The organism is Microbacterium algeriense (assembly GCF_008868005.1).
Taxonomy (GTDB): domain Bacteria; phylum Actinomycetota; class Actinomycetes; order Actinomycetales; family Microbacteriaceae; genus Microbacterium; species Microbacterium algeriense.
Genome location: NZ_WAAO01000002.1, coordinates 413,328 through 434,723 on the forward strand (window position 1 = coordinate 413,328; position 21,396 = coordinate 434,723).

Below are 21,396 nucleotides of genomic sequence, written 5' to 3' on the forward strand. Positions count from 1 at the left end.
CGATGACCGCACCCCTCGCCCCTGTCGAGGGTGCCGCAGAAGGCCGCACCGTCGAGGTGCGGGTGCCCGCGACGAGCGCGAACCTCGGCCCGGGGTTCGACACGCTGGGACTCGCGCTGAGCGTCTACGACACGCTCCAGGTCACGGCGCTGCCGGAAGGCGAGCTCGAGATCGAGGTCAGCGGTTCCGGCGCGGACGACATCCCGCGCGACGAGTCGAACCTGATCGTCCGGACGATCGCGCACGTCTTCGCGGACGCCGGGCGACCCGTCCCCGGGCTGCGCATCGTCGCCGAGAACGCCGTCCCGCACGGGCGCGGACTCGGGTCTTCCGGAGCCGCCGTCGCCGCCGGGGTGCTCGCGGCGAAGGGGCTGCTCGAGGGCGACGTGGAGATCGGAGACGCGGACCTGCTCCGCCTCGCCACCGAACTCGAAGGCCACCCCGACAACGTCGCCCCGGCGCTGTTCGGGGGACTCACGATCGCCTGGATGTCGGAGCGCGGACCGCAGCACAAGAAGCTCCTGGTGCATCGCGGCGTCTCGCCTCTTGTGCTCGTGCCCGCGTACACGATGTCCACCTCGCAGGCCCGCTCGCTGCAGCCACCGCAGGTGTCGACCGCGGACGCCGTGTTCAACGTCTCGCGCTCCGCCCTCCTGATCGCCGCCCTGATGCAGAGTCCCGAGCTGCTGCTGGACGCGACGGCCGACCGCCTCCACCAGGACTACCGCGCAGGGGCGATGCCCGAGACGCAGCGCCTGGTGCAGGCGCTGCGCGCCGCGGGCTTCGCCGCCGTCGTCTCCGGCGCCGGCCCCAGCGTCCTCGTGCTTGCGGACGGGCCCGGGAGCCGTCTGGAGGCCGTGGAACTGGCTGCCGAGGTCACCGACACCCCGTGGGAGGCGCTCCTGCTCGCCGTCGACGTCCGTGGTGGTACAGTGGGGACTCGAGCGGAGGGCTCCACGTAACGTCGTGAATCTGGCCCCATTGCAACTCTTGCAAGACCCGCACGCAAACCCTTGAGGCACAAGTGCCGAGGCTGGCTGGCGCCGAGCGTCAGCCCGTGCGATCGTGCGCAGCACCCGTTGTGCGCGTTCAACGCTCATTCCCCATGACATATAAGGGAGTACTCGTGGAGAACCTCTCCGAGACCCAGAACGACCAGTCGGCTCCTGCCGCCGAAGCCCCGGCGGCAGCGGAGACCGCCCCGCCGCGCAAGCGGGCACCCCGCCGCGCGAGCACCGCGACCGCGGCCGCGAAGGCGGAGAAGGCGGAGGCCGCCAAGGCGGAGAAGGCCGACAGCGCCAAGGCGGAGACGGCCGAGAAGCCCGAGAAGCCGGCGCCGAAGAACGACAGCGCGGCCGCCGAGGCCGCTTCCGGCAGCGGCGAAGCGGCAGAGGCCGCACCGAAGGCGAAGGCCCCGCGTCGCAGCCGTGCGAAGAAGGCGGATGCCGACGCTCCCGCCGAGCCGGCAGCGGAGGCCCCCGCCGAGGCAGCGGCCGAGTCGGCTCCCAAGACCAGCGGCCGCGGCCGTCGTGGTGCGCAGAAGAGCGCGCCGGAGGCGGAGAGCTCGGCTTCTGAGCCCGCCGCAGAGCAGGCCGCTCCCGCCGCCTCGGCCGAGGCGTCGAACAACGGCGACAGCGCAGCAGACTCCGGCGACGGCGGCGAAGAGCAGGGTGGCCGTGGCCGCAACCGCAGCCGCAGCCGCAACCGTGGGCGCGGCCAGAACGGCGCCGCCCAGGAGCCGCAGGCCCAGGCGTCGTCCGACGACGACCAGGCGGGCGGCAACGGCCGCAACCGCCAGCGCAACAAGCGCCGCAACGGTGCTCCGGCCGATGAGTTCGACACCGAGATCGGCGAGGACGACGTCCTGATCCCGATCGCCGGCATCCTCGACGTGCTCGACAACTACGCCTTCGTGCGGACGACCGGCTACCTCGCCGGCCCGAGCGACGTGTACGTCTCCCTCGGCCAGGTCAAGAAGTACAACCTCCGCAAGGGCGATGCGGTGGTCGGCTCCATCAAGCAGCCGCGCGAGGGCGAGCAGCAGGGACGCCAGAAGTACAACGCGCTGGTCAAGGTCGACTCGATCAACGGTCTGTCCGTCGACGACGCCGCCACCCGCGTGGAGTTCGGCAAGCTCACCCCGCTCTACCCGCAGGAGCGTCTGCGCCTGGAGACCGCGCCGGAGAAGCTGACCCAGCGCATCATCGACCTCGTCGCCCCGATCGGCAAGGGCCAGCGCGGCCTCATCGTCGCGCCCCCGAAGGCGGGCAAGACGATCGTCCTGCAGCAGATCGCCAACGCGATCGCGCAGAACAACCCCGAGGTCCACCTCATGGTCGTGCTCGTCGACGAGCGCCCCGAAGAGGTCACCGACATGGAGCGTACGGTCAAGGGCGAGGTCATCGCCTCGACCTTCGACCGCCCTGCGGAGGACCACACCACGGTCGCGGAGCTCGCGATCGAGCGCGCCAAGCGTCTCGTGGAGCTCGGTCGCGACGTGGTCGTGCTGCTCGACTCGATCACCCGCCTCGGCCGCGCGTACAACCTGGCCGCCCCGGCATCCGGTCGCGTGCTCACCGGCGGCGTCGACGCGTCGGCGCTGTACCCGCCGAAGCGCTTCTTCGGTGCCGCCCGCAACATCGAGAACGGCGGATCGCTCACGATCCTCGCCACGGCTCTCGTCGAGACCGGCTCCAAGATGGACGAGGTCATCTTCGAGGAGTTCAAGGGCACCGGCAACAGCGAACTGCGTCTGTCGCGTCAGCTGGCCGACAAGCGCATCTTCCCTGCCGTCGACGTGAACGCGTCCAGCACCCGCCGCGAGGAGATGCTGCTCTCCGCCGACGAGGTCAAGATCACCTGGAAGCTGCGTCGCGCCCTCGCGGGCCTGGACCAGCAGCAGGCGCTGGAGGTGGTTCTCGGCAAGCTCAAGGAGACCCACTCGAACGTCGAGTTCCTCGTGCAGATGCAGAAGTCGATCCCGACGCTTCCCTCGGGCGCGCACGGGCACGACAACAACATCCGCTGATCGGCTGAGCCGTGTTCGAGTCCGTGCAGACTCTGATCGACGAGCATCGCCGGGTGCAGGAGGAACTCTCCGACCCGGCGGTGCACGCCGATGCGGCGCGCGCCAAGCGCGTCAACCGTCGCTACGCCGAGCTGTCCCGGATCGTCGCCGCGCACGAGGCGTGGATCGCCGCCGCCGATGACCTGGAGGCCGCGCGCGAGCTCGCCCGTGAGGACGAGGCGTTCGCGGCAGAGGTCCCCGTGCTGGAAGAGGGTCTGCAGGCGGCGCAGGAGCGACTGCGGCGGCTGCTGATCCCGCGCGACCCGGACGACGCCCGCGACGTGATCATGGAGATCAAGGCGGGGGAGGGCGGCGCGGAGTCTGCTCTGTTCGCCGCCGACCTGCTGCGCATGTACATCCAGTACGCCGCGTCGAAGGGATGGAAGACGGAGCTCCTCGAGCGCAACGAGTCCGACCTCGGCGGTTACAAGGATGTGCAGGTCGCCATCAAGGGGTCGTCGTCGGACCCCGCTCAGGGCGTCTGGGCGCACCTGAAGTACGAGGGCGGAGTGCACCGTGTCCAGCGTGTTCCGGCGACGGAGTCCCAGGGACGCATCCACACCTCGACCACCGGCGTGCTGGTGTTCCCCGAGGTCGACGAACCCGAAGAGATCCAGATCGACCAGAACGACCTGAAGATCGACGTCTTCCGCTCCTCCGGCCCCGGCGGTCAGTCCGTGAACACGACGGACTCGGCCGTGCGCATCACGCACGTCCCGACCGGCATCGTCGTGTCGATGCAGAACGAGAAGTCCCAGTTGCAGAACCGCGAGGCGGCGATGCGCGTCCTCCGTGCGCGCCTGCTCGCGCGGCAGCAGGAGGAGCTCGACGCGGCGGCATCCGACGCTCGGAAGTCGCAGATCCGGGGCATGGACAGATCCGAGCGCATCCGCACCTACAACTTCCCGGAGAACCGGATCGCGGACCACCGCACCGGGTACAAGGCCTACAACCTCGACCAGGTCATGGATGGAGCCCTCGATCCGCTGATCGAGAGCGCGATCACCGCCGACGAGGAAGCGCGGCTCGCCGCGGTCGGATCCGAGTCCTGAGCCGCGGCGCGGGCGCGCATCAGGTGCGCGCCGCGTACCGGTGCTCCGGACGGCCCGTGGTGCCGTAGCGCAGGCGCACCTCGACGACGGCCCTGCCCGCCAGTGCGGCGAGATGTCGCTGGGCGGTGGCGCGCGAGATGCCGATGCGTTCGCCGATCTCGGCGGCGGAGGCCTCGCCGTCACCGAGGGCGGCGAGCACGAGCTGCTCCGTCGCGGAACGCGACAGGGACACGGGCTCGCCGGCGCCGTGCAGGATGGCGAGAGCCCTGTCGATGTCCTCCTGGCCCAGGACCCGGTCCCCGGCGAGCAGATTGCGGGAGCGCACATAACGGTCGAGGAGGCCGGTGAGGGCACGCGTCTCGAACGGCTTGATCAGGTACCCGACGGCTCCCGACCTCAGCGCACGCCGTACGGTCTGCGCGTCGTCGGCCGCGGAGATGAGGATCGTGTCCACACCGGAATCGCGGGCGAAGGCGATCCCGTCGCCGTCGGGGAGGAAGACGTCGGCGACGAGCAGGTCCGGGCGCGAGGAGCGCAGGCTGTCGCGCGCCTCGACGCAGGAGCGCACCGTGTCCACCACCGTGAACCCGGAGTGGTCGTCCACGATCGCCCTGTGCAGCTGGCCGACCCGGAAGTCGTCGTCGAGGATGAGCACGCGCAGCGGCTCGGTCATGGGTTCTCCTTCTGCTCGTGTGGTGCAGCGTCGACGACTCCGCCGAGGCGAGCCGCGAACACGGCGCCGTGCTCGTCGCCGCCCGGATCGATGACCCAGAGGTCGCCGCCGCTCCGGCGCGCGATCTCGGTGCACAGCGGCAGACCGATCCCGTGGCCGTGCAGACGATCGTCCGCGTCGTCGGCGTGGCGTGCCGTCGACGCATCGGGGGCCCCGAGCCCCGGTCCCGAATCGGCGACGGTGCACACGAGGGCGTCGCCGTCGCTGAGGACGGACACCTCGACCCACCGCGGGTCCCGCGGGCCGGAGACCGCGGCCGTGACGGCGTTGTCGATGAGGTTGCCGAGGACGGTCGCGACGTCCTCCGCCGCGCGCACGTTCCCGATCAGCTGGGTCTCCTCCGCGACCCGCAGCTCGACGCCGCGTTCGGCGGCCTCGACGCCCTTGGCGCCGAGGAACGAGTGGAGGAAGGGATCGCCGAGCAGGGCGAGGCCGGCGACGGGGAAGGCCACGGAGCCCCGGGCGACGAGTTCTCCGAGGAAGGTGCGCGCCTCGTCCACCCGCCCCGCATCGATCAGGCCGGCGGCGACATGCAGACGGTTCGCGAACTCGTGCCGCTGCACCCGGAGCGCCGATGTCATGGTCCGCACGGTCTCCAGTCGCTCCGTGAGAGCGATCAGGTCGGTCCGGTCGCGCACGATCAGCACGTCGCCGAGCGAGCGGCCCTCTCGGCGGACAGGGCGCGCGTCGAGGTACAGCAGCCGATCGCCGACCACGGCGCTCGTGCTGTCGACCCCGCCGGTGAACGCGTCGCGCACCGCGGCAGGGACCTCCAGCTCGTCCAGCGTGCGGCCGACAGGGGCGTCGAGGCCGAGCAGGCGGTCGGCTGCCGCGTTGCTCACCTGCACCGTGCCGTGCGGATCCACGGCGATCACTCCGTCGTCCACGCCGTCGAGCACAGCGGTCTGATTCTGCACGAGCGCCACGAGCTCCTCGGGTTGCACGCCGAGGGTCAGCCGCTCCCATCGGCGGCGGAGGAGCAGGAATGCGAGGAAGGCGAGACCCAGCGCTCCCGCTGCGGTGAGACCGATCACCAGGAGCAGCGGGGGAAGGTCGTCGAACACGCCGTTGCGCTCGAAGCCCACGCTGATCTCGCCGACGGGGGTGCCGGCGTCGTCGCGGACGGGCACCTTCGCCCGCGCGGATTCACCCAGCGTTCCGGTCTGCCAGTCGACGACCTCCCGTCCGGCGAGCACTTCCTCGAACGGCGTGCTCACCACCTCGCCGATGCGCGACGGGATCGGATGCGCCAGACGGATCCCCTCGTCGTCGGTGATGACGACGAACAGGGCGCCGGTGCGCGCCATGACCTCCGAGGAGATCCGCTGTAGCTCTCCGTGGCGCAGGGCGACGGCGTCGGGCTCCTCGGGAGAGGCGGAGACGGCGGCCACTTCGGCGCGGACCTGCGGATCCTCCGCGAGCGTCCGCGCGATGCCGAGGGCGGTGGATTCGGCCTCGGCACGCAGCTGCTGGACCGCGAGGGCGAGATACACACCGGTGCAGAGCGCGACCACGAGGGCCACGGCGGCGAGATGCATCAGCAGCGCGCGCGTCGCGAAACGAGGCCTGGTCCTCGGCATCCTCGACATCGGACTCCTTTCGCGCAATATGCGCAGAACTCACGCTACGCGCACAATGCGCGGGAATGCGGCATACCGCGCCTCGGGCCGGCCGATTGCCTAGTCTCATCGAGATCCGTCGGAGAGGACGGAGCGACGACGAAGGAGTCACCGCATGCCTGACGCACTGACCGTACTGATCGCTGCCGCCGAAGAGGAGGCGCCGACGTACGACGTGGCGTTCGTGCCGCCGGAGTGGATCCTGGTGCTCCTCGGGTTCACGATGGTGCTCACGTTCATGACGCTCATCATGACGAAGCGCCTCACCCCGATGGTGGCACTGATCCTCGTGCCGACCGCTTTCGGTCTCTTCGCCGGAGCAGGGCTGGGACTCGGAGACATGATCCTCGATTCCATCGGCACGATGGCGCCGACGGCGGCCCTGCTGATGTTCGCGATCATGTTCTTCGGCATCATGATCGACGTCGGGCTCTTCGATCCCCTCATCCGGATGATCACGCGCCTGCTCGGAGACGACCCGGCGAAGGTCGTGCTGGGCACGGCGATCCTCGCGGGTGCGGTCTCCCTGGACGGAGACGGCTCGACGACATTCATCATCACGACGTCCGCGATGCTGCCCATCTACCTGCGGCTCGGGATGAGTCCTGTCGTGCTCACGTGCGTCGCGGGGCTCATGAACGGCACCTTGAACATCGTGCCGTGGGGCGGCCCCACCGTGCGGGCGGCGACCGCGCTCGGGCTCCAGCCGACCGACATCTTCGTGCCGATGCTGCCCGCGCTCGGTGCCGGCCTCCTCGTGGCACTCGGGTTCGCCTGGCTCCTCGGGCTGGGGGAGCGCCGCCGACTCGGGGCCCTCGACCCGGATGCGCGGCTCACGGGTGCGGACGGAGGCGCGCTGACGAACGTCCCGCGGATCTTCCGTGGCGCCGAGCTGAAGCCGGGCGCGCGCGCCTCGCTGCGCACGGGCAACCTCGTCGTCGTCGCGGGCGGCCGCGCCCCCGTCGCCGCGGGAAGCGTCGACCCTGCGGACACGGCGATGGCCGACACGATGCTGGATCCGGCTCGGCCGACGCTCCGCCCACGACTGATCTGGTTCAACCTCCTGCTCACCGTCGCGGTGATGGTCCTGCTGGTGATCGACATCCTGCCGCTGCCGTACGTGTTCATGGTAGGGGCCGGGATCGCTCTGCTCGTGAACTTCCGCGGAGTCAAGGAGCAGGCGTCGGAGATCGTCGCCCATGCACCGAGCATCGTCGGCGTCGTCTCGATGGTGATCGCCGCCGGCGTGCTCGTCGGAGTGCTCTCCGGCACCGGGATGGTGGATGCCATGGCGACGTGGATCACCACCGTGCTGCCGCCGGCGCTCGGGCCGTTCCTGGCCCCGATCACCGGGCTCCTCTCCATCCCGTTCACGTTCTTCATGTCCAACGACGCCTTCTACTTCGGCATCCTCCCGGTGCTCGCCCAGAGCGCGGCGAACTTCGGCATCGACCCGGTCGAGATGGCGCGAGCCTCGATCACCGGGCAGCCGGTGCATCTGCAGAGCCCGCTCGTCCCGGCGATCCTGCTGCTCGTCTCGCTCGCGGGCGTGAACCTCGGAGACCACCACCGCAAGGTGCTGTGGCGCGCGGCGATCGTCTCGCTGGTCATGCTCGGCATCGGCATCGTGAGCGGGGCCGTCCCGTTCTTCGTGGCGCAGTGACCGTCGGGCACGCGGGGCGATAGGCTCTGCGCGTGATCACCTTTCTCTTCCGCGGTCTGATGTACGTCGTGTCCGCCGGGCTCGGTCTGATCGCAGCCGATCTGCTGCTCGACGGGTTCCAGATCCAGTGGGACAAGTGGTGGGGCTTCGTCGTCTGCGTGCTGATCTTCGCGATCCTGCAGACCGTGCTCTCGCCGTGGGTCAGCAAGGTCGCCGACAGATACGCCCCCGTGCTGATGGGCGGGATCGGGATCGTGTCGACGCTGATCTCGCTCGTCGTCGTGGTGCTGCTGCCGATCGGCGGTCTGCGCATCACCGATCTCACCGGCTGGCTGCTGGGCGCCGTGATCGTCTGGCTGATCACCGCGCTCGGCAGCGTCCTGCTGCCGCTCCTCTTCCTCCGGAAGAAGGTCGACGCCGCCAAGGGACGCCGCGGCTCCGAACGCTGAGGTCTCAGATGGCGTAGTCGGGCGCGGTGAGCAGCGCCCTCGTGTCCTCGCCGACCGTGCGCTGACGAGGCTTCGCCGGCACGCCGACGAGGATGCTGTCCGCCGGGGCATCGCGCGTCACGACGGCGTTCGCCCCGACGACCGAGTGTGCGCCGATCGTGATGGGGCCGAGGATCTTCGCGCCGGCGCCGACGGCGACCCCGTCCTGAAGGGTGGGATGCCGCTTGCCGGCGGTGCGGGTGCGACCGCCGAGGGTGACGCCGTGATACATCAGCACGTCGTCACCCACCTCGGCGGTCTCGCCGATGACGACGCCCATGCCGTGATCGATGAAGAAGCGTCGACCGATCCGCGCTCCCGGATGGATCTCGATGCCCGTCAGCCAGCGCGAGATCTGCGAGCAGGCGCGGGCGAGCAGCCGGAGGCGGCGACGCCACAGCGCATGCGAGACGCGGTGCGCCCACACCGCGTGCAGTCCCGGGTAGAGCAGCGCGACCTCGAGAGAGCTGCGTGCCGCGGGGTCGCGCAGACGGGCCGCGGCGATGTCCTCGCGCATCCGCGCGATCATTCCCATGTGCGGCTCAGACTTCGCGCAGATCCTCGAACAGCGCGGTGGAGAGGTAGCGCTCACCGGTGTCCGGGATCACGACGACGATGGTCTTGCCGGCGTTCTCGGGGCGCGCGGCGACCTTCAGCGCGGCGGCGACGGCCGCCCCGGACGACATGCCGACCAGTAGCCCCTCCTTCGCCGCGAGGTCCCGCGCGACGCGCAGCGACTCGTCGAACTCGGCCGTGATGATCTCGTCCAGCACCTCGCGGTCGAGCACCTCCGGGACGAAGTTCGGGCCGATGCCCTGGATCTTGTGCGGGCCGGGGTGGCCCTCGGTCAGCACGGGGGAGTCCTTGGGCTCGACCGCGATCACCTGGACGCCGGGCTTGGCCGCCTTGAGAGCCTGCCCGGTGCCGGTGACCGTTCCGCCGGTGCCCACGCCGGCGATGAAGACGTCCACCGCGCCGTCGGTGTCGCGGAGGATCTCCTGCGCCGTGGTCTCCCGGTGGATCTGCGGGTTCGCCGGATTCTCGAACTGGCGGATCCAGATGGCACCGGGGGTCTCGGCGACGATGCGCTCGACCTCCGCGATGGCCCCCTTCATCCCCAGGGTGGGATCGGTGAGCACGATCTCCGCACCGAACGCCTTGAGCAGCACGCGGCGCTCCTTCGACATCGACGCCGGCATCGTCAGGATGACGCGGTAGCCCCGCGCCGCACCCACCATCGCGAGCGCGATGCCGGTGTTGCCGCTTGTGGACTCCACGATGGTGCCGCCCGGCTTCAGCTCGCCGGATGCCTCTGCGGCGTTGATCATGGCGATGCCGATGCGATCCTTCACGCTCGACGCCGGGTTGTAGTACTCGAGCTTGGCGAGGACGGTCGCTCCGAGTCCCTCGGTCACGCGGTTCAGACGGACGAGCGGGGTGTTGCCGAAAGCGGTGGTGATGTCGGCGTGGATACCGGGCATGAGGAGCCTTCCTGTGCGGGGTCGCTGCCGCACCAGCCTAGGCGAGCGCCCTGTGAGCGAGGGCATTGTGACGACCGTCGGCACTCTACGCTGGAACGCATGCCCGACTCCTCCCTCTCCGCCGTCGTCCGCGCCGCCGCACAGCGCCTGGCCGATGTCGGCGTGCCTGATCCTCTGGTGGACGCCGAGCTGCTCGCCGGTCACGTCACCGGCCGGCGCAGGGGAGAGGTGCAGGCGGCGATCGTCCGGGGCGATCGGATCGACGAGGAGGATGCGGCGGCGCTGGAGGCGCTCGTGGTGCGCCGTTGCGCACGCGAGCCGCTGCAGCACATCACCGGCACGGCCCCGTTCCGCCATCTCGAGCTGGCGGTCGGCCCCGGAGTGTTCGTCCCGCGGCCGGAGACCGAGACGGTCGTGCAGTACGCGATCGACGCACTGCTGAATGCCGCGGAGCCGGCGCCGATCGGTGTCGATCTCGGCACGGGAAGCGGCGCGATCGCCCTCGCCATGGCCACCGAGGTGCCCCACGCCCGGATCTTCGCCGCGGAGCTGTCCGCCGACGCGCACGCCTGGGCCAGCCGCAACGTCGCCGGCGTCGAGAACCTGACGCTCGTGCTGGCGGACCTCGACGAGGCCTTCCCGGAACTCGACGGTGAGGCGACCGTCGTCATCTCCAATCCGCCCTACGTCCCGGACGCCGCCATCCCGCGCGACCCGGAGGTGCGGCTCTTCGATCCCGCGATGGCCCTCTACGGAGGCGAGGACGGTCTGGACGTCGTCCGAAGGCTCAGCACGCGCGCGCTGCGGCTGCTGCACCCGGGTGGGCTGCTGGTCATCGAGCACGGCGAGCTGCAGGGAGAGGCGATCAGGGCGATCCTCACGGCGGACGGCTGGAGGGCGGCGGCGACGCACCGTGATCTCACGTTGCGAGACCGCACCACCACGGCGCTGCGACCCTGATCAGGCGGCTCCGAGCATGCGCGACACCCCGGACGCATAGAATCGAACCGTCATGTCCCCCATCTTCGACTGCCGCGACGAGTCGCAGCTGCTCGCCGGCATGCGCCATGCGCGCCAGGCGATCGGCCGCGGCGACCTCATCGTCATGCCCACAGACACGGTGTACGGCGTCGCCGCCGACGCCTTCTCCCCGGCCGCCGTGCAGCGGCTCCTCGATGCGAAGGGGCGGGGCCGCGACCAGCCGCCGCCCGTCCTGATCGGCACCAAGGAGACGCTGAGCGCGCTGGCGGAGTCCGTCCCCGAGCCGGTGGAGCGCCTCGTCGAGGCCTTCTGGCCGGGCGGACTCACGATCGTGCTCCCTGCGCAGCCGTCGCTGGTGTGGGACCTGGGCGAGACGCTCGGGACCGTCGCCGTGCGGATGCCCGAAGGACGCGTCGCCCTCGAGCTGCTGGCGGAGACGGGGCCGCTCGCGGTCTCCAGCGCGAATCTCACGGGCCGTGCAGCGGCCATCTCCGCCCTGGACGCCGAGAAGATGCTCGGCGAGAGCGTCGCGGTGTACCTCGACGACGGCCTCAGTCGCGACGGCATCGCCTCGACCATCGTCGATGCGACCTCCCTCGTGCGCCGCGATGCGGAGGACGCCACCGCAGTCGTGCGGATCCTGCGCGACGGCGCCGTCAGCCGCGAGCAGCTGAGAGAGGTGCTCGGCGACCTGCTCGAGCCGGAGGAGCAGGACGGGGATTCGTGAAGCAGTATCTCTTCACGATCATCCTCACCGCCGCGATCACGTTCGCACTGACCTGGGCGGTGTGGCGGCTGAGCCTCCGTTACAAGCTCTACCCCGGCATCCGGGAGCGCGACGTCCATACGACGCCGACGCCGCGGCTCGGCGGCGTCGCGATCTTCCTCGGCATCGCTGCGGCATTCGGGTTCTCCGCGGTGAACCCCTTCTTCCAGAGCATCTGGATCCCGCCGCAGACGATGTGGTCGATCCTCGGCGCCTCGCTGCTCATCGCGGTCATCGGCGTCGTCGACGACCTGTGGGACATCGACTGGATGATCAAGCTCGGCGCGCAGTTCCTCGCGGCGGGACTCATCACGGTGGGCGGGGGACTGCAGATCCTGTCGTTGCCGTTCGGGGACCTGATCGTCGTATCGAGCTGGCTGAGCATCACGATCACGATGTTCGCGATCGTGATCGTGATGAACGCCGTCAACTTCATCGACGGTCTCGACGGACTCGTCGCCGGGGTGTGCCTCATCTCGAACGGCGTCTTCTTCGCCTACTCCTACATCTTCACCCGCGACTCCGGCGCCTCCAGCTACTTCAACCTGTCGACGTTCCTCGCTGCTGTGCTGATCGGCGCCTGCCTCGGCTTCCTGCCGTTGAACTGGAGTCCGGCGAAGCTGTTCATGGGCGACTCGGGCGCGCTCGTGATCGGGCTGCTCATGGCGACGTCGGCGATCGCGATCACGGGCCAGATGGATCCCTCGGCCCTCGACCCCGAGCGACTCGGGCGGTCTCAGCTGGTCGGCGCCTTCCTGCCCGTCCTGCTTCCGCTGCTGGTCGTCCTGCTCCCGCTGCTCGATTTCGGCCTCGCGGTGCTGCGCCGGATGAGCGCGGGGCGCTCACCGTTCTCGCCCGACCGCAAGCACCTGCATCACCGCATGCTCGACCTCGGCCACCGCGATCGCGACGCCGTGCTGATCTTCTACGCCTGGACCGCCGTGATCTCGCTCGCCGTGCTGCTGATGTACGTCGGCGCGCGGGAGGACTGGCCCGGCCAGTACCTGCCCGGCGTCGGCTTCGGCGTCCTCGGCATCGCCGCCTGCCTCTTCATCACCCTGAGCCCCAGCCGCAGCGGTCGCCGCGCAGCGGACGCCGAACCCGACCCGACACCCGTGGAGCCCTCATGAGCCCGAGTCCTGTTTCCAGCACGCCGATCCTGCGCCGCACCCTGATCTGGTCGGCGGTGGCGACCGGCGTCCTGGCCGTCGTCGCCGGCGGCGTGGGATTCCTCGTGGCACAGGGGGAGGGGCTCGTCAGCGGGCTGCTCGGCGTCCTGCTCGCCGCGCTCTTCCTCGCGATCACCGGCATCAGCATCCTGATCGCCAACCGCTGGTACGGCGACCCGCTCTACGTGCAGCTCTTCTTCGCGATCGTCCTCGGTGGCTGGCTGCTGAAGCTGGGCGTGTTCGTCCTGGTGATGATCCTGCTCGCGGGGCAGCCGTGGCTCGACCCGATGGTGTTCTTCCTGTCGATCGTGGCCGGAGTGCTGATGTCTCTCGCGATCGATGTCGTCGTCCTCACGCAGATGCGGCTGCCGAGCGTCAGCGACACCACGCTGCCGACGGAGGTTCCGGAGGATCGCGCTCCCGGCACGGCGAATCACATCGATGAGGGACCCGTCGAAGAGGGCCCGCGGTCTTAGGGCACCCTCAGATTCTGATACTGTTGAAACGTGCCCGCCGCTCGCCCGCGAGCGCTTGCGCTGATTGCACACCGACCATCGTCGCCCCGGTTTAGACCGGTGCCCCGAAGCTGGAGCCCGCGCTGTTTAATCTTGCTGCGACCCTGACCCCCCGACTTGCCTCCGACGGCGAGTTCCACGGCCCTTCGATCGACGAGTTCTTCCCGCCGATCCTCTTCCACGTCGGGCCGCTCCCGGTGACCCGGATCCAGCTGATCCAGTTCCTCTCGGTGATCGCTGTCGTCCTTCTTCTGTGGCTCGGCACGCGGCGCATGAAGGTCGTCCCCGGCCGGTTCCAGAGCGTCGTGGAGATGGGCCTGGGCTTCGTCCGCGGCGGCATCGCGCACGACCTGCTCGGCCGCAAGGACGGCGACCGCTTCCTGCCGATCCTCACCACGATCTTCTTCATGGTGCTGTTCATGAACGTGACGGGCATCATCCCCGGCCTGAACATGCCGGGAACGGCCATCATCGCGGTGCCGCTCACGCTCGCCGTGGTCAGCTACGTCACCTTCATCTACGCCGGTATCAAGAAGAGCCCGAAGAACTTCTTCAAGAACGCCCTGTTCCCCTCGGGCGTCCCGTGGCCGGTCTACTTCATCGTCACGCCGATCGAGCTCATCTCGACGTTCATCATCCGCCCGGTGACCCTCACCCTGCGACTGCTGATGAACCTCGTCGTCGGTCACATGATCCTGGTGCTGTGCTTCGCAGCGACCCAGTTCTTCTTCTTCACCGCAGGCGGCGGCTGGGCCGTTCTCGGTGTCGGAACCCTCGCCTTCGGCGGTGCCTTCACTCTCTTCGAGATTCTGGTGACCGTCCTGCAGGCCTACGTCTTCACCGTCCTCACCGCGGTCTACATCCAGCTCGCGGTCGCAGAAGAGCACTGAGCGGGCGGGCAACAGCCCTCCCACCCAACGAAAGGAAAAACCCGTGGACGCAACTACGGTTCTCGCTGAAATCAACGGCCACCTCGCTTCGGTCGGCTACGGCCTCGCCGCGATCGGTCCGGCCATCGGTGTGGGCATCGTCGTCGGCAAGACGATCGAGGGTGTCGCCCGTCAGCCCGAGCTGGCCGGTCGCCTGCAGGTCCTCATGTGGATCGGTATCGCCTTCACCGAGGCGCTTGCATTCGTCGGCATCGCCGTCGGATTCATCCCCTTCCCGTAATCCCCACCGACTTCTGAAGGAGACAGGATGCTGAACGCTCTTGTCACGAACCTCGCGGCAGCGGAGGGGGAATCCCCCAACCCGTTGCTCCCCGCGGGGTACGACATCATCTGGTCGGGCCTGTGGTTCCTCATCATTCTCGTCGTGGTGTGGAAGGTCGCCCTTCCTCGCCTGACGAAGATGCTCGACGAGCGCTCAGCCGCGATCGAGGGGAACATCGCCAAGGCCGACGAGGCGCAGAAGCAGGCGGAGGCGGCACTCGAGGAGTACACGCGTCAGCTCGCTGAGGCGCGTACCGAGGCCGGCGAGATCCGCGAGGCCGCCCGCGAGGACGGCAAGAAGATCGTCGCCGAGGCGAAGGAGACCGCCGCTGCCGAGGCAGCGCGTCTGACCGCCACCGCGCACACGCAGATCGAGGCCGAGCGCCAGACGGCTCTCGTCTCCCTGCGCAGCGAGGTCGGCTCGCTCGCTCTCGACCTCGCCGGTGGCGTGGTCGGCGAGACGCTCTCCGACGACGCTCGCGCGGCCGCCGTGGTCGACCGCTTCCTCGCCGATCTCGAAGCATCCGACCTTCGACAGGCTCAGGTACCGGGCGGGCAGTCGTAATGGGCAGCGCGACCGCTCAGGCACTCGCGGCATCCACTCAGACGCTTGCCGCAGCGAAGGACGTCACCCTCGAGACCGCGCGCGAGCTGTTCGCGGCCGCGCGGGCCGTGGGCGAATCGTCTCAGCTGAGCGGCGCGCTGGCTGACCCCTCGGCTCCGGCCTCGGCCCGGCAGAACGTCGTGTCCGCGGTGTTCGGGCAGTACGGCTCCGCGGCGCAGGACGTCCTGCGCACCGCGGTCGCCGAACGCTGGTCGAACGCGTCCGAGCTGATCGACGGTCTCGAGGAGCTCGCGATCCGGGCGGCGACCATCGCCGAGTCCGGCGCGGACATCGAGGGAGAGCTCTTCGGCTTCTCGCGGGTGATCGCGGCGAACCCGGAGCTCGAGCTCGCTCTCGGCAGCCGGCTCGGGGGAGAGGACGCGAAGGCCGCCCTGGTCGAGCGCCTCCTCGTCGATGCCTCTGCCACCGCTCCGACGGCCCTCATCGTCACGTCCCTCGTGCGTCAGCCGCGCGAGCGCCGGGTGCGGCAGCTGCTGAGCCGGGCGATGCGTATCGTCTCGAGCCAGCGCGGCCGCCTCGTGGCCACGGTGCACACGGCGACCGAGCTCAGCGACGCGCAGCGCACGCGACTCGGCCAGACGCTCTCGCAGCGGTACGGCGGCCAGGTGTCCCTCAACGTCGTCATCGACCCCAGCGTCGTCGGAGGCCTGCGCGTGCAGATCGCCGATGACGTCATCGACGGCAGCATCTCCGCACGACTCGCCGACCTTCGCCAGAAGCTCGCGGGCTAACACGACTTCGCGCGGGGAACCGCGCACCCAGATACAAAGGGAAGACAATGGCAGAACTATCGATCAGCCCCGACGTCATCCGTGACGCGCTGAAGGATTTCGCCGCCGCGTACGAGCCCACCGGGGCCGCGGCGACCGAGGTCGGCACCGTCATCGACGCCGCCGACGGCATCGCTCACGTCGAGGGACTTCCCGGCGTCATGGCGAACGAGCTCGTGACCTTCGCCGACGGCACCAAGGGCCTCGCGCTGAACCTCGACGAGCACGAGATCGGCGTCGTCGTCCTCGGCGACTTCACCGGCATCGAGGCCGGTCAGGAGGTCACCCGCACGGGTGAGGTCCTCTCCGTCCCGGTCGGCGACGGCTACCTGGGTCGCGTCGTCGACCCGCTCGGCAACCCGATCGACGGCCTCGGCTCGATCGCCACCGAGGGCGTCCGCGAGCTCGAACTGCAGGCGCCCGGCGTCATGCAGCGCAAGTCCGTGCACGAGCCGATGCAGACCGGCATCAAGGCCATCGACGCGATGATCCCGGTCGGCCGCGGCCAGCGTCAGCTGATCATCGGCGACCGCCAGACCGGCAAGACGGCCATCGCGATCGACACGATCATCAACCAGAAGGCCAACTGGGAGTCGGGCGACGTCAACAAGCAGGTGCGCTGCATCTACGTCGCCATCGGCCAGAAGGGCTCGACCATCGCCTCGGTGAAGGGCGCGCTCGAAGAGGCCGGTGCCCTGGAGTACACCACGATCGTGGCCGCTCCGGCATCCGACCCCGCCGGCTTCAAGTACCTCGCCCCCTACACGGGTTCGGCTATCGGCCAGCACTGGATGTACGGCGGCAAGCACGTCCTCATCATCTTCGACGACCTGTCGAAGCAGGCCGAGGCCTACCGTGCCGTCTCCCTCCTCCTGCGCCGCCCGCCGGGCCGCGAAGCCTACCCGGGTGACGTCTTCTACCTGCACTCGCGTCTGCTGGAGCGTTGCGCGAAGCTGTCCGACGAGCTCGGCGCCGGCTCCATGACGGGTCTCCCGATCATCGAGACCAAGGCGAACGACGTCTCGGCGTACATCCCGACCAACGTGATCTCGATCACCGACGGCCAGATCTTCCTGCAGTCCGACCTCTTCAACGCCAACCAGCGTCCGGCGGTCGACGTGGGTATCTCGGTCTCGCGTGTCGGTGGTGACGCTCAGGTCAAGTCCATCAAGAAGGTCTCCGGAACGTTGAAGCTGGAGCTGGCGCAGTACCGCTCGCTCGAGGCGTTCGCGATGTTCGCGTCGGACCTCGACGCCGCCTCGCGCCGCCAGCTGTCGCGCGGTGCCCGTCTGACCGAGCTGCTCAAGCAGCCGCAGTACTCGCCGTACCCCGTCGAGGAGCAGGTCGTGTCGATCTGGGCCGGAACGAACGGCAAGCTCGACTCGATCGAGGTCGAGGACGTGCTGCGCTTCGAGCGCGAGCTGCTCGACTACCTGCGTCGCAACACCAAGGTGCTCGACACGCTGCGCGAGACCAACGTGCTGGATGACGACACGGTCGCAGAGCTCGACAAGCAGACGGACAACTTCCTCCTGGAGTTCCAGGGCGGCAAGGGTCACGCCATCGGCGCCCCCGGCCACGAGGAGCACGCTGCAGCTGAGGCTGAGGACGTCAACCAGGAGAAGATCGTCAAGGGTCGTCGCGCGTAACTGCGCGGGGTACTGACATATGGGCGCTCAACTCAGGGTCTACAAGCAGAAGATCTCTTCTGCTCAGACGACCAAGAAGATCACGAAGGCGATGGAACTCATCGCGGCTTCGCGCATCCAGAAGGCGATGGCACGCGTCAAGGCGTCCACTCCCTTCGCGCGGGCCGTGACGAGGGCCGTGTCGGCCGTCGCGACGCACTCGAACGTCGATCACCCGCTCACCCGTGAGCCCGAGACGATCCACCGCTCCGCGGTCGTGATCTTCTCCTCGGACCGCGGTCTGGCCGGAGCCTTCAACTCGCAGATCCTCCGTGAGGGTCTCGAGGTGGCCGAGCTCCTGCGCGAGCAGGGCAAGGAGCCGGTGTTCTACCTCGTCGGTCGCAAGGCCGTCGGCTACTTCCAGTTCCGCCGCATCGCGGCGGCTGCGGAGTGGACGGGCGACACCGACACCCCGTCGTTCCACACGGCGGAGGAGATCTCGGCGACACTGCTCGAGGCCTTCTCCCGCGGTGGGCAGGACGGCGGGGTCGACGAGATCCACCTCGTTTACAACCGTTTCGTCAGCATGATGACGCAGTCGCCGGAGTCCGTGCGCCTGCTTCCGCTGGAGATCACGGAAGCCGATGAGTCGGAGGCCGGTAACACCGTTTACCCGCTGTACGAGTTCGAGCCGGACGCCGAGACCGTTCTCGACGCGATCCTGCCGGTGTACATCCAGAGCCGCGTCTTCAACGCACTCCTGCAGTCCTCTGCCGCGAAGCAGGCGGCGACGCAGAAGGCGATGAAGTCGGCCAGCGACAACGCCGACAAGCTCATCACCGACTACACCCGTCTGCGCAACAACGCGCGCCAGGCGGAGATCACGCAGCAGATCGCGGAGATCGTCGGCGGCGCCGACGCCCTCTCGTCGAGCAAATAGACCATCAGGAAAGAGACGAAAATGACCACCACCGCCACGGCTGACCAGCCGGCGACCGCGGTCGTCGGGCGCGTCGCACGCGTCAACGGTCCGGTTGTCGACATCGAGTTCCCCCATGACTCGATCCCCGACATCTACAACGCACTGAAGACCACGATCGTCATCGGCGAGGAGTCCACCGAGATCACCCTCGAGGTCGCTCAGCACCTCGGCGACGACCTCGTCCGCGCGATCGCCCTGAAGCCGACGGACGGCATCGTCCGCGGCCAGGAGGTCCGCGACACGGGCGAGGCCATCTCGGTCCCGGTCGGCGACATCACCAAGGGCAAGGTCTTCAACGTCATCGGCGAGGTCCTCAACGGCGAGCCCGGTGAGACCATCGAGGTGACCGAGCGCTGGCCCATCCACCGCAAGGCTCCGAACTTCGACCAGCTCGAGTCGAAGACCACCATGTTCGAGACCGGTATCAAGTCGATCGACCTCCTGACCCCCTACGTGCAGGGTGGAAAGATCGGTCTGTTCGGTGGCGCCGGCGTCGGCAAGACCGTCCTCATCCAGGAGATGATCCAGCGCGTCGCACAGGACCACGGTGGTGTCTCCGTGTTCGCCGGTGTCGGTGAGCGCACCCGTGAGGGCAACGACCTGATCCACGAGATGGAGGAGGCGGGCGTCTTCGACAAGACCGCCCTCGTCTTCGGTCAGATGGACGAGCCGCCGGGAACGCGTCTGCGCGTCGCCCTGTCGGCTCTGACGATGGCGGAGTACTTCCGCGACGTGCAGAAGCAGGACGTGCTGCTCTTCATCGACAACATCTTCCGCTTCACGCAGGCCGGCTCCGAGGTCTCCACGCTGCTGGGCCGCATGCCTTCGGCCGTGGGCTACCAGCCGAACCTGGCCGACGAGATGGGTCTCCTCCAGGAGCGCATCACTTCGACGCGCGGCCACTCGATCACCTCGCTGCAGGCGATCTACGTGCCCGCCGACGACTACACCGACCCGGCTCCGGCGACCACCTTCGCCCACCTCGATGCGACGACCGAGCTCTCTCGTGAGATCGCCTCGAAGGGTCTGTACCCGGCCATCGACCCGCTGACCTCGACGTCGCGCATCATGGACCCCCGCTACTTGGGCGAGGACCACTACCGCGTCGCGACGACGGTCAAGCAGATCCTCCAGAAGAACAAGGAGCTGCAGGAGATCATCGCCATCCTCGGTGTCGACGAGCTCTCCGAGGAAGACAAGATCGTCGTGTCGCGTGCACGTCGCATCCAGCAGTTCCTCTCGCAGAACACCTACATGGCGAAGAAGTTCACCGGTGTCGAGGGTTCGACCGTCCCGCTCAAGGAGACCATCGAGTCGTTCGACGCGATCACCCGCGGAGACTTCGACCACGTGGCCGAGCAGGCCTTCTTCAACGTCGGCGGCATCTCCGACGTCGAAGAGCAGTGGGCGAAGATCCAGAAGGAGAACGGCTGACCATGGCGCTGCACGTCAGCCTCGTCTCCGCTGATGCGGAGGTCTGGACGGGAGAGGCGAGCCTCGTGGTCGCCAAGACCGTCGAGGGTGAGATCGGCTTCATGAGCGGGCACGAGCCGGTTCTGGCGATCCTCGCCGAGGGCCAGGTCCGCATCACCCAGTCGGATGGCACCAAGGTGCTGGCGAACGCACAGGACGGCTTCCTCTCCATGGAGGGCGACAGCCTGACGATCGTCGCCGGCAACGCGGCGCTCATCGCCTAGCAGCTCGTCTCATCGCGTCCGCCTCGGATGCTCCTCGCTCGGTTCACGAGCAGAGGAAGCACCCGGGGCGGACGCGTCTGCATGTACCGAGGTTCCATGAAGATCCTGCTCCCACCGTCCGAGACGAAGCGCGAGGGCGGTGACGGCGTCCCGCTCGACCTCGACCGGCTCGCCCTTCCCTCCCTGCGGCCGCAACGCGCGGCGGTGCTCGCGGCCCTGAGCGAGCTCGCCGCCGACGAAGGCGCGAGCCGTCGCGTCCTCAAGCTGAGCGACCGCCAGCTCGGCGACATCGCGCACAATCGCACGCTGCTCGGCGCTCCCACCATGCCGGCGGTCGATCGCTACACCGGCGTGCTCTTCGACGCCCTCGACGCCGGCTCGCTGCCGGCCGCGTCACGTCGCTGGTTGGGTGCGCACGTGTGGATCCACAGCGCTCCGCTGGGTCCGATCGGCGCTCTCGACCCGATCCCGCCGTACCGGCTGGCGGCCGGCACCTCGCTGCCCGGCGTTCCCGCGCTCCGCCGCCTCTGGGCCGAAGCGACCTCTGCGGCGATCGCCGCCGAAGCCCCGCCGTTCATCCTCGATCTGCGCAGCGAAGCCTATGTGGCGCTCGGTCCGGTGCCGGCGACCGTGCCCTCCGCATACGTCCGTGTCGTGACCGACCAGGGGAGGGCGCTGAATCACTTCAACAAGAAGTCGAAGGGCCTGCTCGTGCGGGCCCTCGCAGAGGACCGGCCACGGATCGGATCGCTCCGCGCGCTGCGCGGCTGGGCCGAGGTGAACGGGCTCGAGCTCCGCCAGGCCGACCCGTCCGGCGTGCTGGAACTCGTCGTCTCGGAGTGAGCATCCGCGGTCGGACCGCGTGCCACGACTGCGCGCGGCGCCCGCGCGGGCCCAACGGCGCATGCGTGCGACCCCCGGACGCGCTAGTGTGATCAGCGCATAACGC

At 69.0% G+C, this 21,396-nt stretch carries 22 protein-coding genes; 18 read left to right on the forward strand and 4 right to left on the reverse strand.

Annotated features, from left to right (window positions below; translation table 11 throughout):
• Positions 1-2: 2 nt before the first annotated feature.
• The 3 genes from thrB (at position 3) to prfA (ending at position 4,119) form a co-directional block, all read left to right on the forward strand.
• A complete protein-coding gene (thrB, locus tag F6A08_RS09540; protein ID WP_026049851.1) occupies positions 3-962 on the forward strand; it encodes a homoserine kinase in 960 nt (319 codons plus the stop codon).
• 164 nt (positions 963-1,126) lie between these two features.
• Positions 1,127-3,028 carry a transcription termination factor Rho gene (rho, locus tag F6A08_RS09550; RefSeq protein WP_225855800.1) on the forward strand — a complete coding sequence of 634 codons (1,902 nt, stop codon included), beginning with the start codon at positions 1,127-1,129 and terminating at the stop codon, positions 3,026-3,028.
• 11 nt (positions 3,029-3,039) lie between these two features.
• Positions 3,040-4,119: a peptide chain release factor 1 gene (gene prfA / locus F6A08_RS09555; protein ID WP_017203144.1), complete on the forward strand. Its 1,080-nt coding sequence runs from the start codon at positions 3,040-3,042 to the stop codon at positions 4,117-4,119.
• 19 nt (positions 4,120-4,138) lie between these two features.
• Here the strand turns inward: prfA and F6A08_RS09560 are convergent, their stop codons facing one another.
• On the reverse strand, positions 4,139-4,792 hold the full coding sequence (locus F6A08_RS09560; RefSeq protein WP_151459336.1) for a response regulator: 654 nt from the start codon (positions 4,790-4,792) through the stop codon (positions 4,139-4,141).
• Positions 4,789-6,441 (reverse strand): sensor histidine kinase, encoded by a 1,653-nt coding sequence (locus F6A08_RS09565; protein WP_192576742.1) that lies wholly within the window; start codon positions 6,439-6,441, stop codon positions 4,789-4,791. The genes F6A08_RS09560 and F6A08_RS09565 overlap by 4 nt, the downstream gene beginning before the upstream one ends.
• A gap of 145 nt (positions 6,442-6,586) precedes the next feature.
• Here F6A08_RS09565 and F6A08_RS09570 point away from each other — a divergent pair, with 145 nt between their 5' ends.
• On the forward strand, positions 6,587-8,134 hold the full coding sequence (locus tag F6A08_RS09570; RefSeq protein WP_151459337.1) for a CitMHS family transporter: 1,548 nt from the start codon (positions 6,587-6,589) through the stop codon (positions 8,132-8,134).
• A gap of 32 nt (positions 8,135-8,166) precedes the next feature.
• On the forward strand, positions 8,167-8,583 hold the full coding sequence (locus F6A08_RS09575; RefSeq protein WP_124895332.1) for a phage holin family protein: 417 nt from the start codon (positions 8,167-8,169) through the stop codon (positions 8,581-8,583).
• 4 nt (positions 8,584-8,587) lie between these two features.
• On the opposite strand, the gene epsC is transcribed toward F6A08_RS09575, so the two are convergent.
• A complete protein-coding gene (gene epsC / locus F6A08_RS09580) occupies positions 8,588-9,157 on the reverse strand; it encodes a serine O-acetyltransferase EpsC (RefSeq protein WP_040568609.1) in 570 nt (189 codons plus the stop codon).
• A gap of 7 nt (positions 9,158-9,164) precedes the next feature.
• Positions 9,165-10,103: a cysteine synthase A gene (cysK, locus tag F6A08_RS09585; RefSeq protein WP_151459338.1), complete on the reverse strand. Its 939-nt coding sequence runs from the start codon at positions 10,101-10,103 to the stop codon at positions 9,165-9,167.
• Between the two features lie 99 nt (positions 10,104-10,202).
• Between cysK and prmC the strand changes: the two genes are divergently transcribed.
• The 13 genes from prmC to F6A08_RS09650 all read left to right on the forward strand — a co-directional run bounded on the left by prmC (position 10,203) and on the right by F6A08_RS09650 (position 21,290).
• Positions 10,203-11,063, forward strand: coding sequence for a peptide chain release factor N(5)-glutamine methyltransferase (gene prmC / locus F6A08_RS09590; protein WP_151459339.1), 861 nt, complete (start codon positions 10,203-10,205; stop codon positions 11,061-11,063).
• 52 nt (positions 11,064-11,115) lie between these two features.
• Positions 11,116-11,811 (forward strand): L-threonylcarbamoyladenylate synthase, encoded by a 696-nt coding sequence (locus tag F6A08_RS09595; RefSeq protein WP_151459340.1) that lies wholly within the window; start codon positions 11,116-11,118, stop codon positions 11,809-11,811.
• Positions 11,808-12,980 carry an MraY family glycosyltransferase gene (locus F6A08_RS09600; protein ID WP_151459341.1) on the forward strand — a complete coding sequence of 391 codons (1,173 nt, stop codon included), beginning with the start codon at positions 11,808-11,810 and terminating at the stop codon, positions 12,978-12,980. Before F6A08_RS09595 ends, F6A08_RS09600 begins: the two co-directional genes overlap by 4 nt.
• Positions 12,977-13,495, forward strand: coding sequence for a Cg1360 family ATP-synthase-associated protein (locus F6A08_RS09605; RefSeq protein WP_017203134.1), 519 nt, complete (start codon positions 12,977-12,979; stop codon positions 13,493-13,495). The genes F6A08_RS09600 and F6A08_RS09605 overlap by 4 nt, the downstream gene beginning before the upstream one ends.
• 236 nt (positions 13,496-13,731) lie before the next feature.
• Positions 13,732-14,424, forward strand: a complete 693-nt coding sequence (gene atpB / locus F6A08_RS09610; protein ID WP_017203133.1) for a F0F1 ATP synthase subunit A — start codon at positions 13,732-13,734, stop codon at positions 14,422-14,424.
• 43 nt (positions 14,425-14,467) lie between these two features.
• Positions 14,468-14,704 carry an ATP synthase F0 subunit C gene (atpE, locus tag F6A08_RS09615; protein ID WP_017203132.1) on the forward strand — a complete coding sequence of 79 codons (237 nt, stop codon included), beginning with the start codon at positions 14,468-14,470 and terminating at the stop codon, positions 14,702-14,704.
• A gap of 27 nt (positions 14,705-14,731) precedes the next feature.
• Positions 14,732-15,310, forward strand: coding sequence for a F0F1 ATP synthase subunit B (locus F6A08_RS09620; RefSeq protein ID WP_017203131.1), 579 nt, complete (start codon positions 14,732-14,734; stop codon positions 15,308-15,310).
• Complete coding sequence (locus F6A08_RS09625; protein ID WP_151459342.1) at positions 15,310-16,101, forward strand: F0F1 ATP synthase subunit delta; 792 nt, start codon at positions 15,310-15,312, stop codon at positions 16,099-16,101. Before F6A08_RS09620 ends, F6A08_RS09625 begins: the two co-directional genes overlap by 1 nt.
• A 47-nt stretch (positions 16,102-16,148) precedes the next feature.
• On the forward strand, positions 16,149-17,789 hold the full coding sequence (gene atpA, locus F6A08_RS09630) for a F0F1 ATP synthase subunit alpha (protein WP_151459343.1): 1,641 nt from the start codon (positions 16,149-16,151) through the stop codon (positions 17,787-17,789).
• Positions 17,790-17,808: 19 nt separating this feature from the next.
• A complete protein-coding gene (locus F6A08_RS09635; RefSeq protein WP_017203128.1) occupies positions 17,809-18,708 on the forward strand; it encodes a F0F1 ATP synthase subunit gamma in 900 nt (299 codons plus the stop codon).
• 21 nt (positions 18,709-18,729) lie between these two features.
• A complete protein-coding gene (gene atpD, locus F6A08_RS09640; RefSeq protein WP_017203127.1) occupies positions 18,730-20,184 on the forward strand; it encodes a F0F1 ATP synthase subunit beta in 1,455 nt (484 codons plus the stop codon).
• Between the two features lie 2 nt (positions 20,185-20,186).
• Complete coding sequence (locus F6A08_RS09645; protein ID WP_017203126.1) at positions 20,187-20,447, forward strand: F0F1 ATP synthase subunit epsilon; 261 nt, start codon at positions 20,187-20,189, stop codon at positions 20,445-20,447.
• A gap of 96 nt (positions 20,448-20,543) precedes the next feature.
• A complete protein-coding gene (locus tag F6A08_RS09650) occupies positions 20,544-21,290 on the forward strand; it encodes a YaaA family protein (RefSeq protein ID WP_151459344.1) in 747 nt (248 codons plus the stop codon).
• The last annotated feature ends 106 nt before the right edge of the window (positions 21,291-21,396 follow it).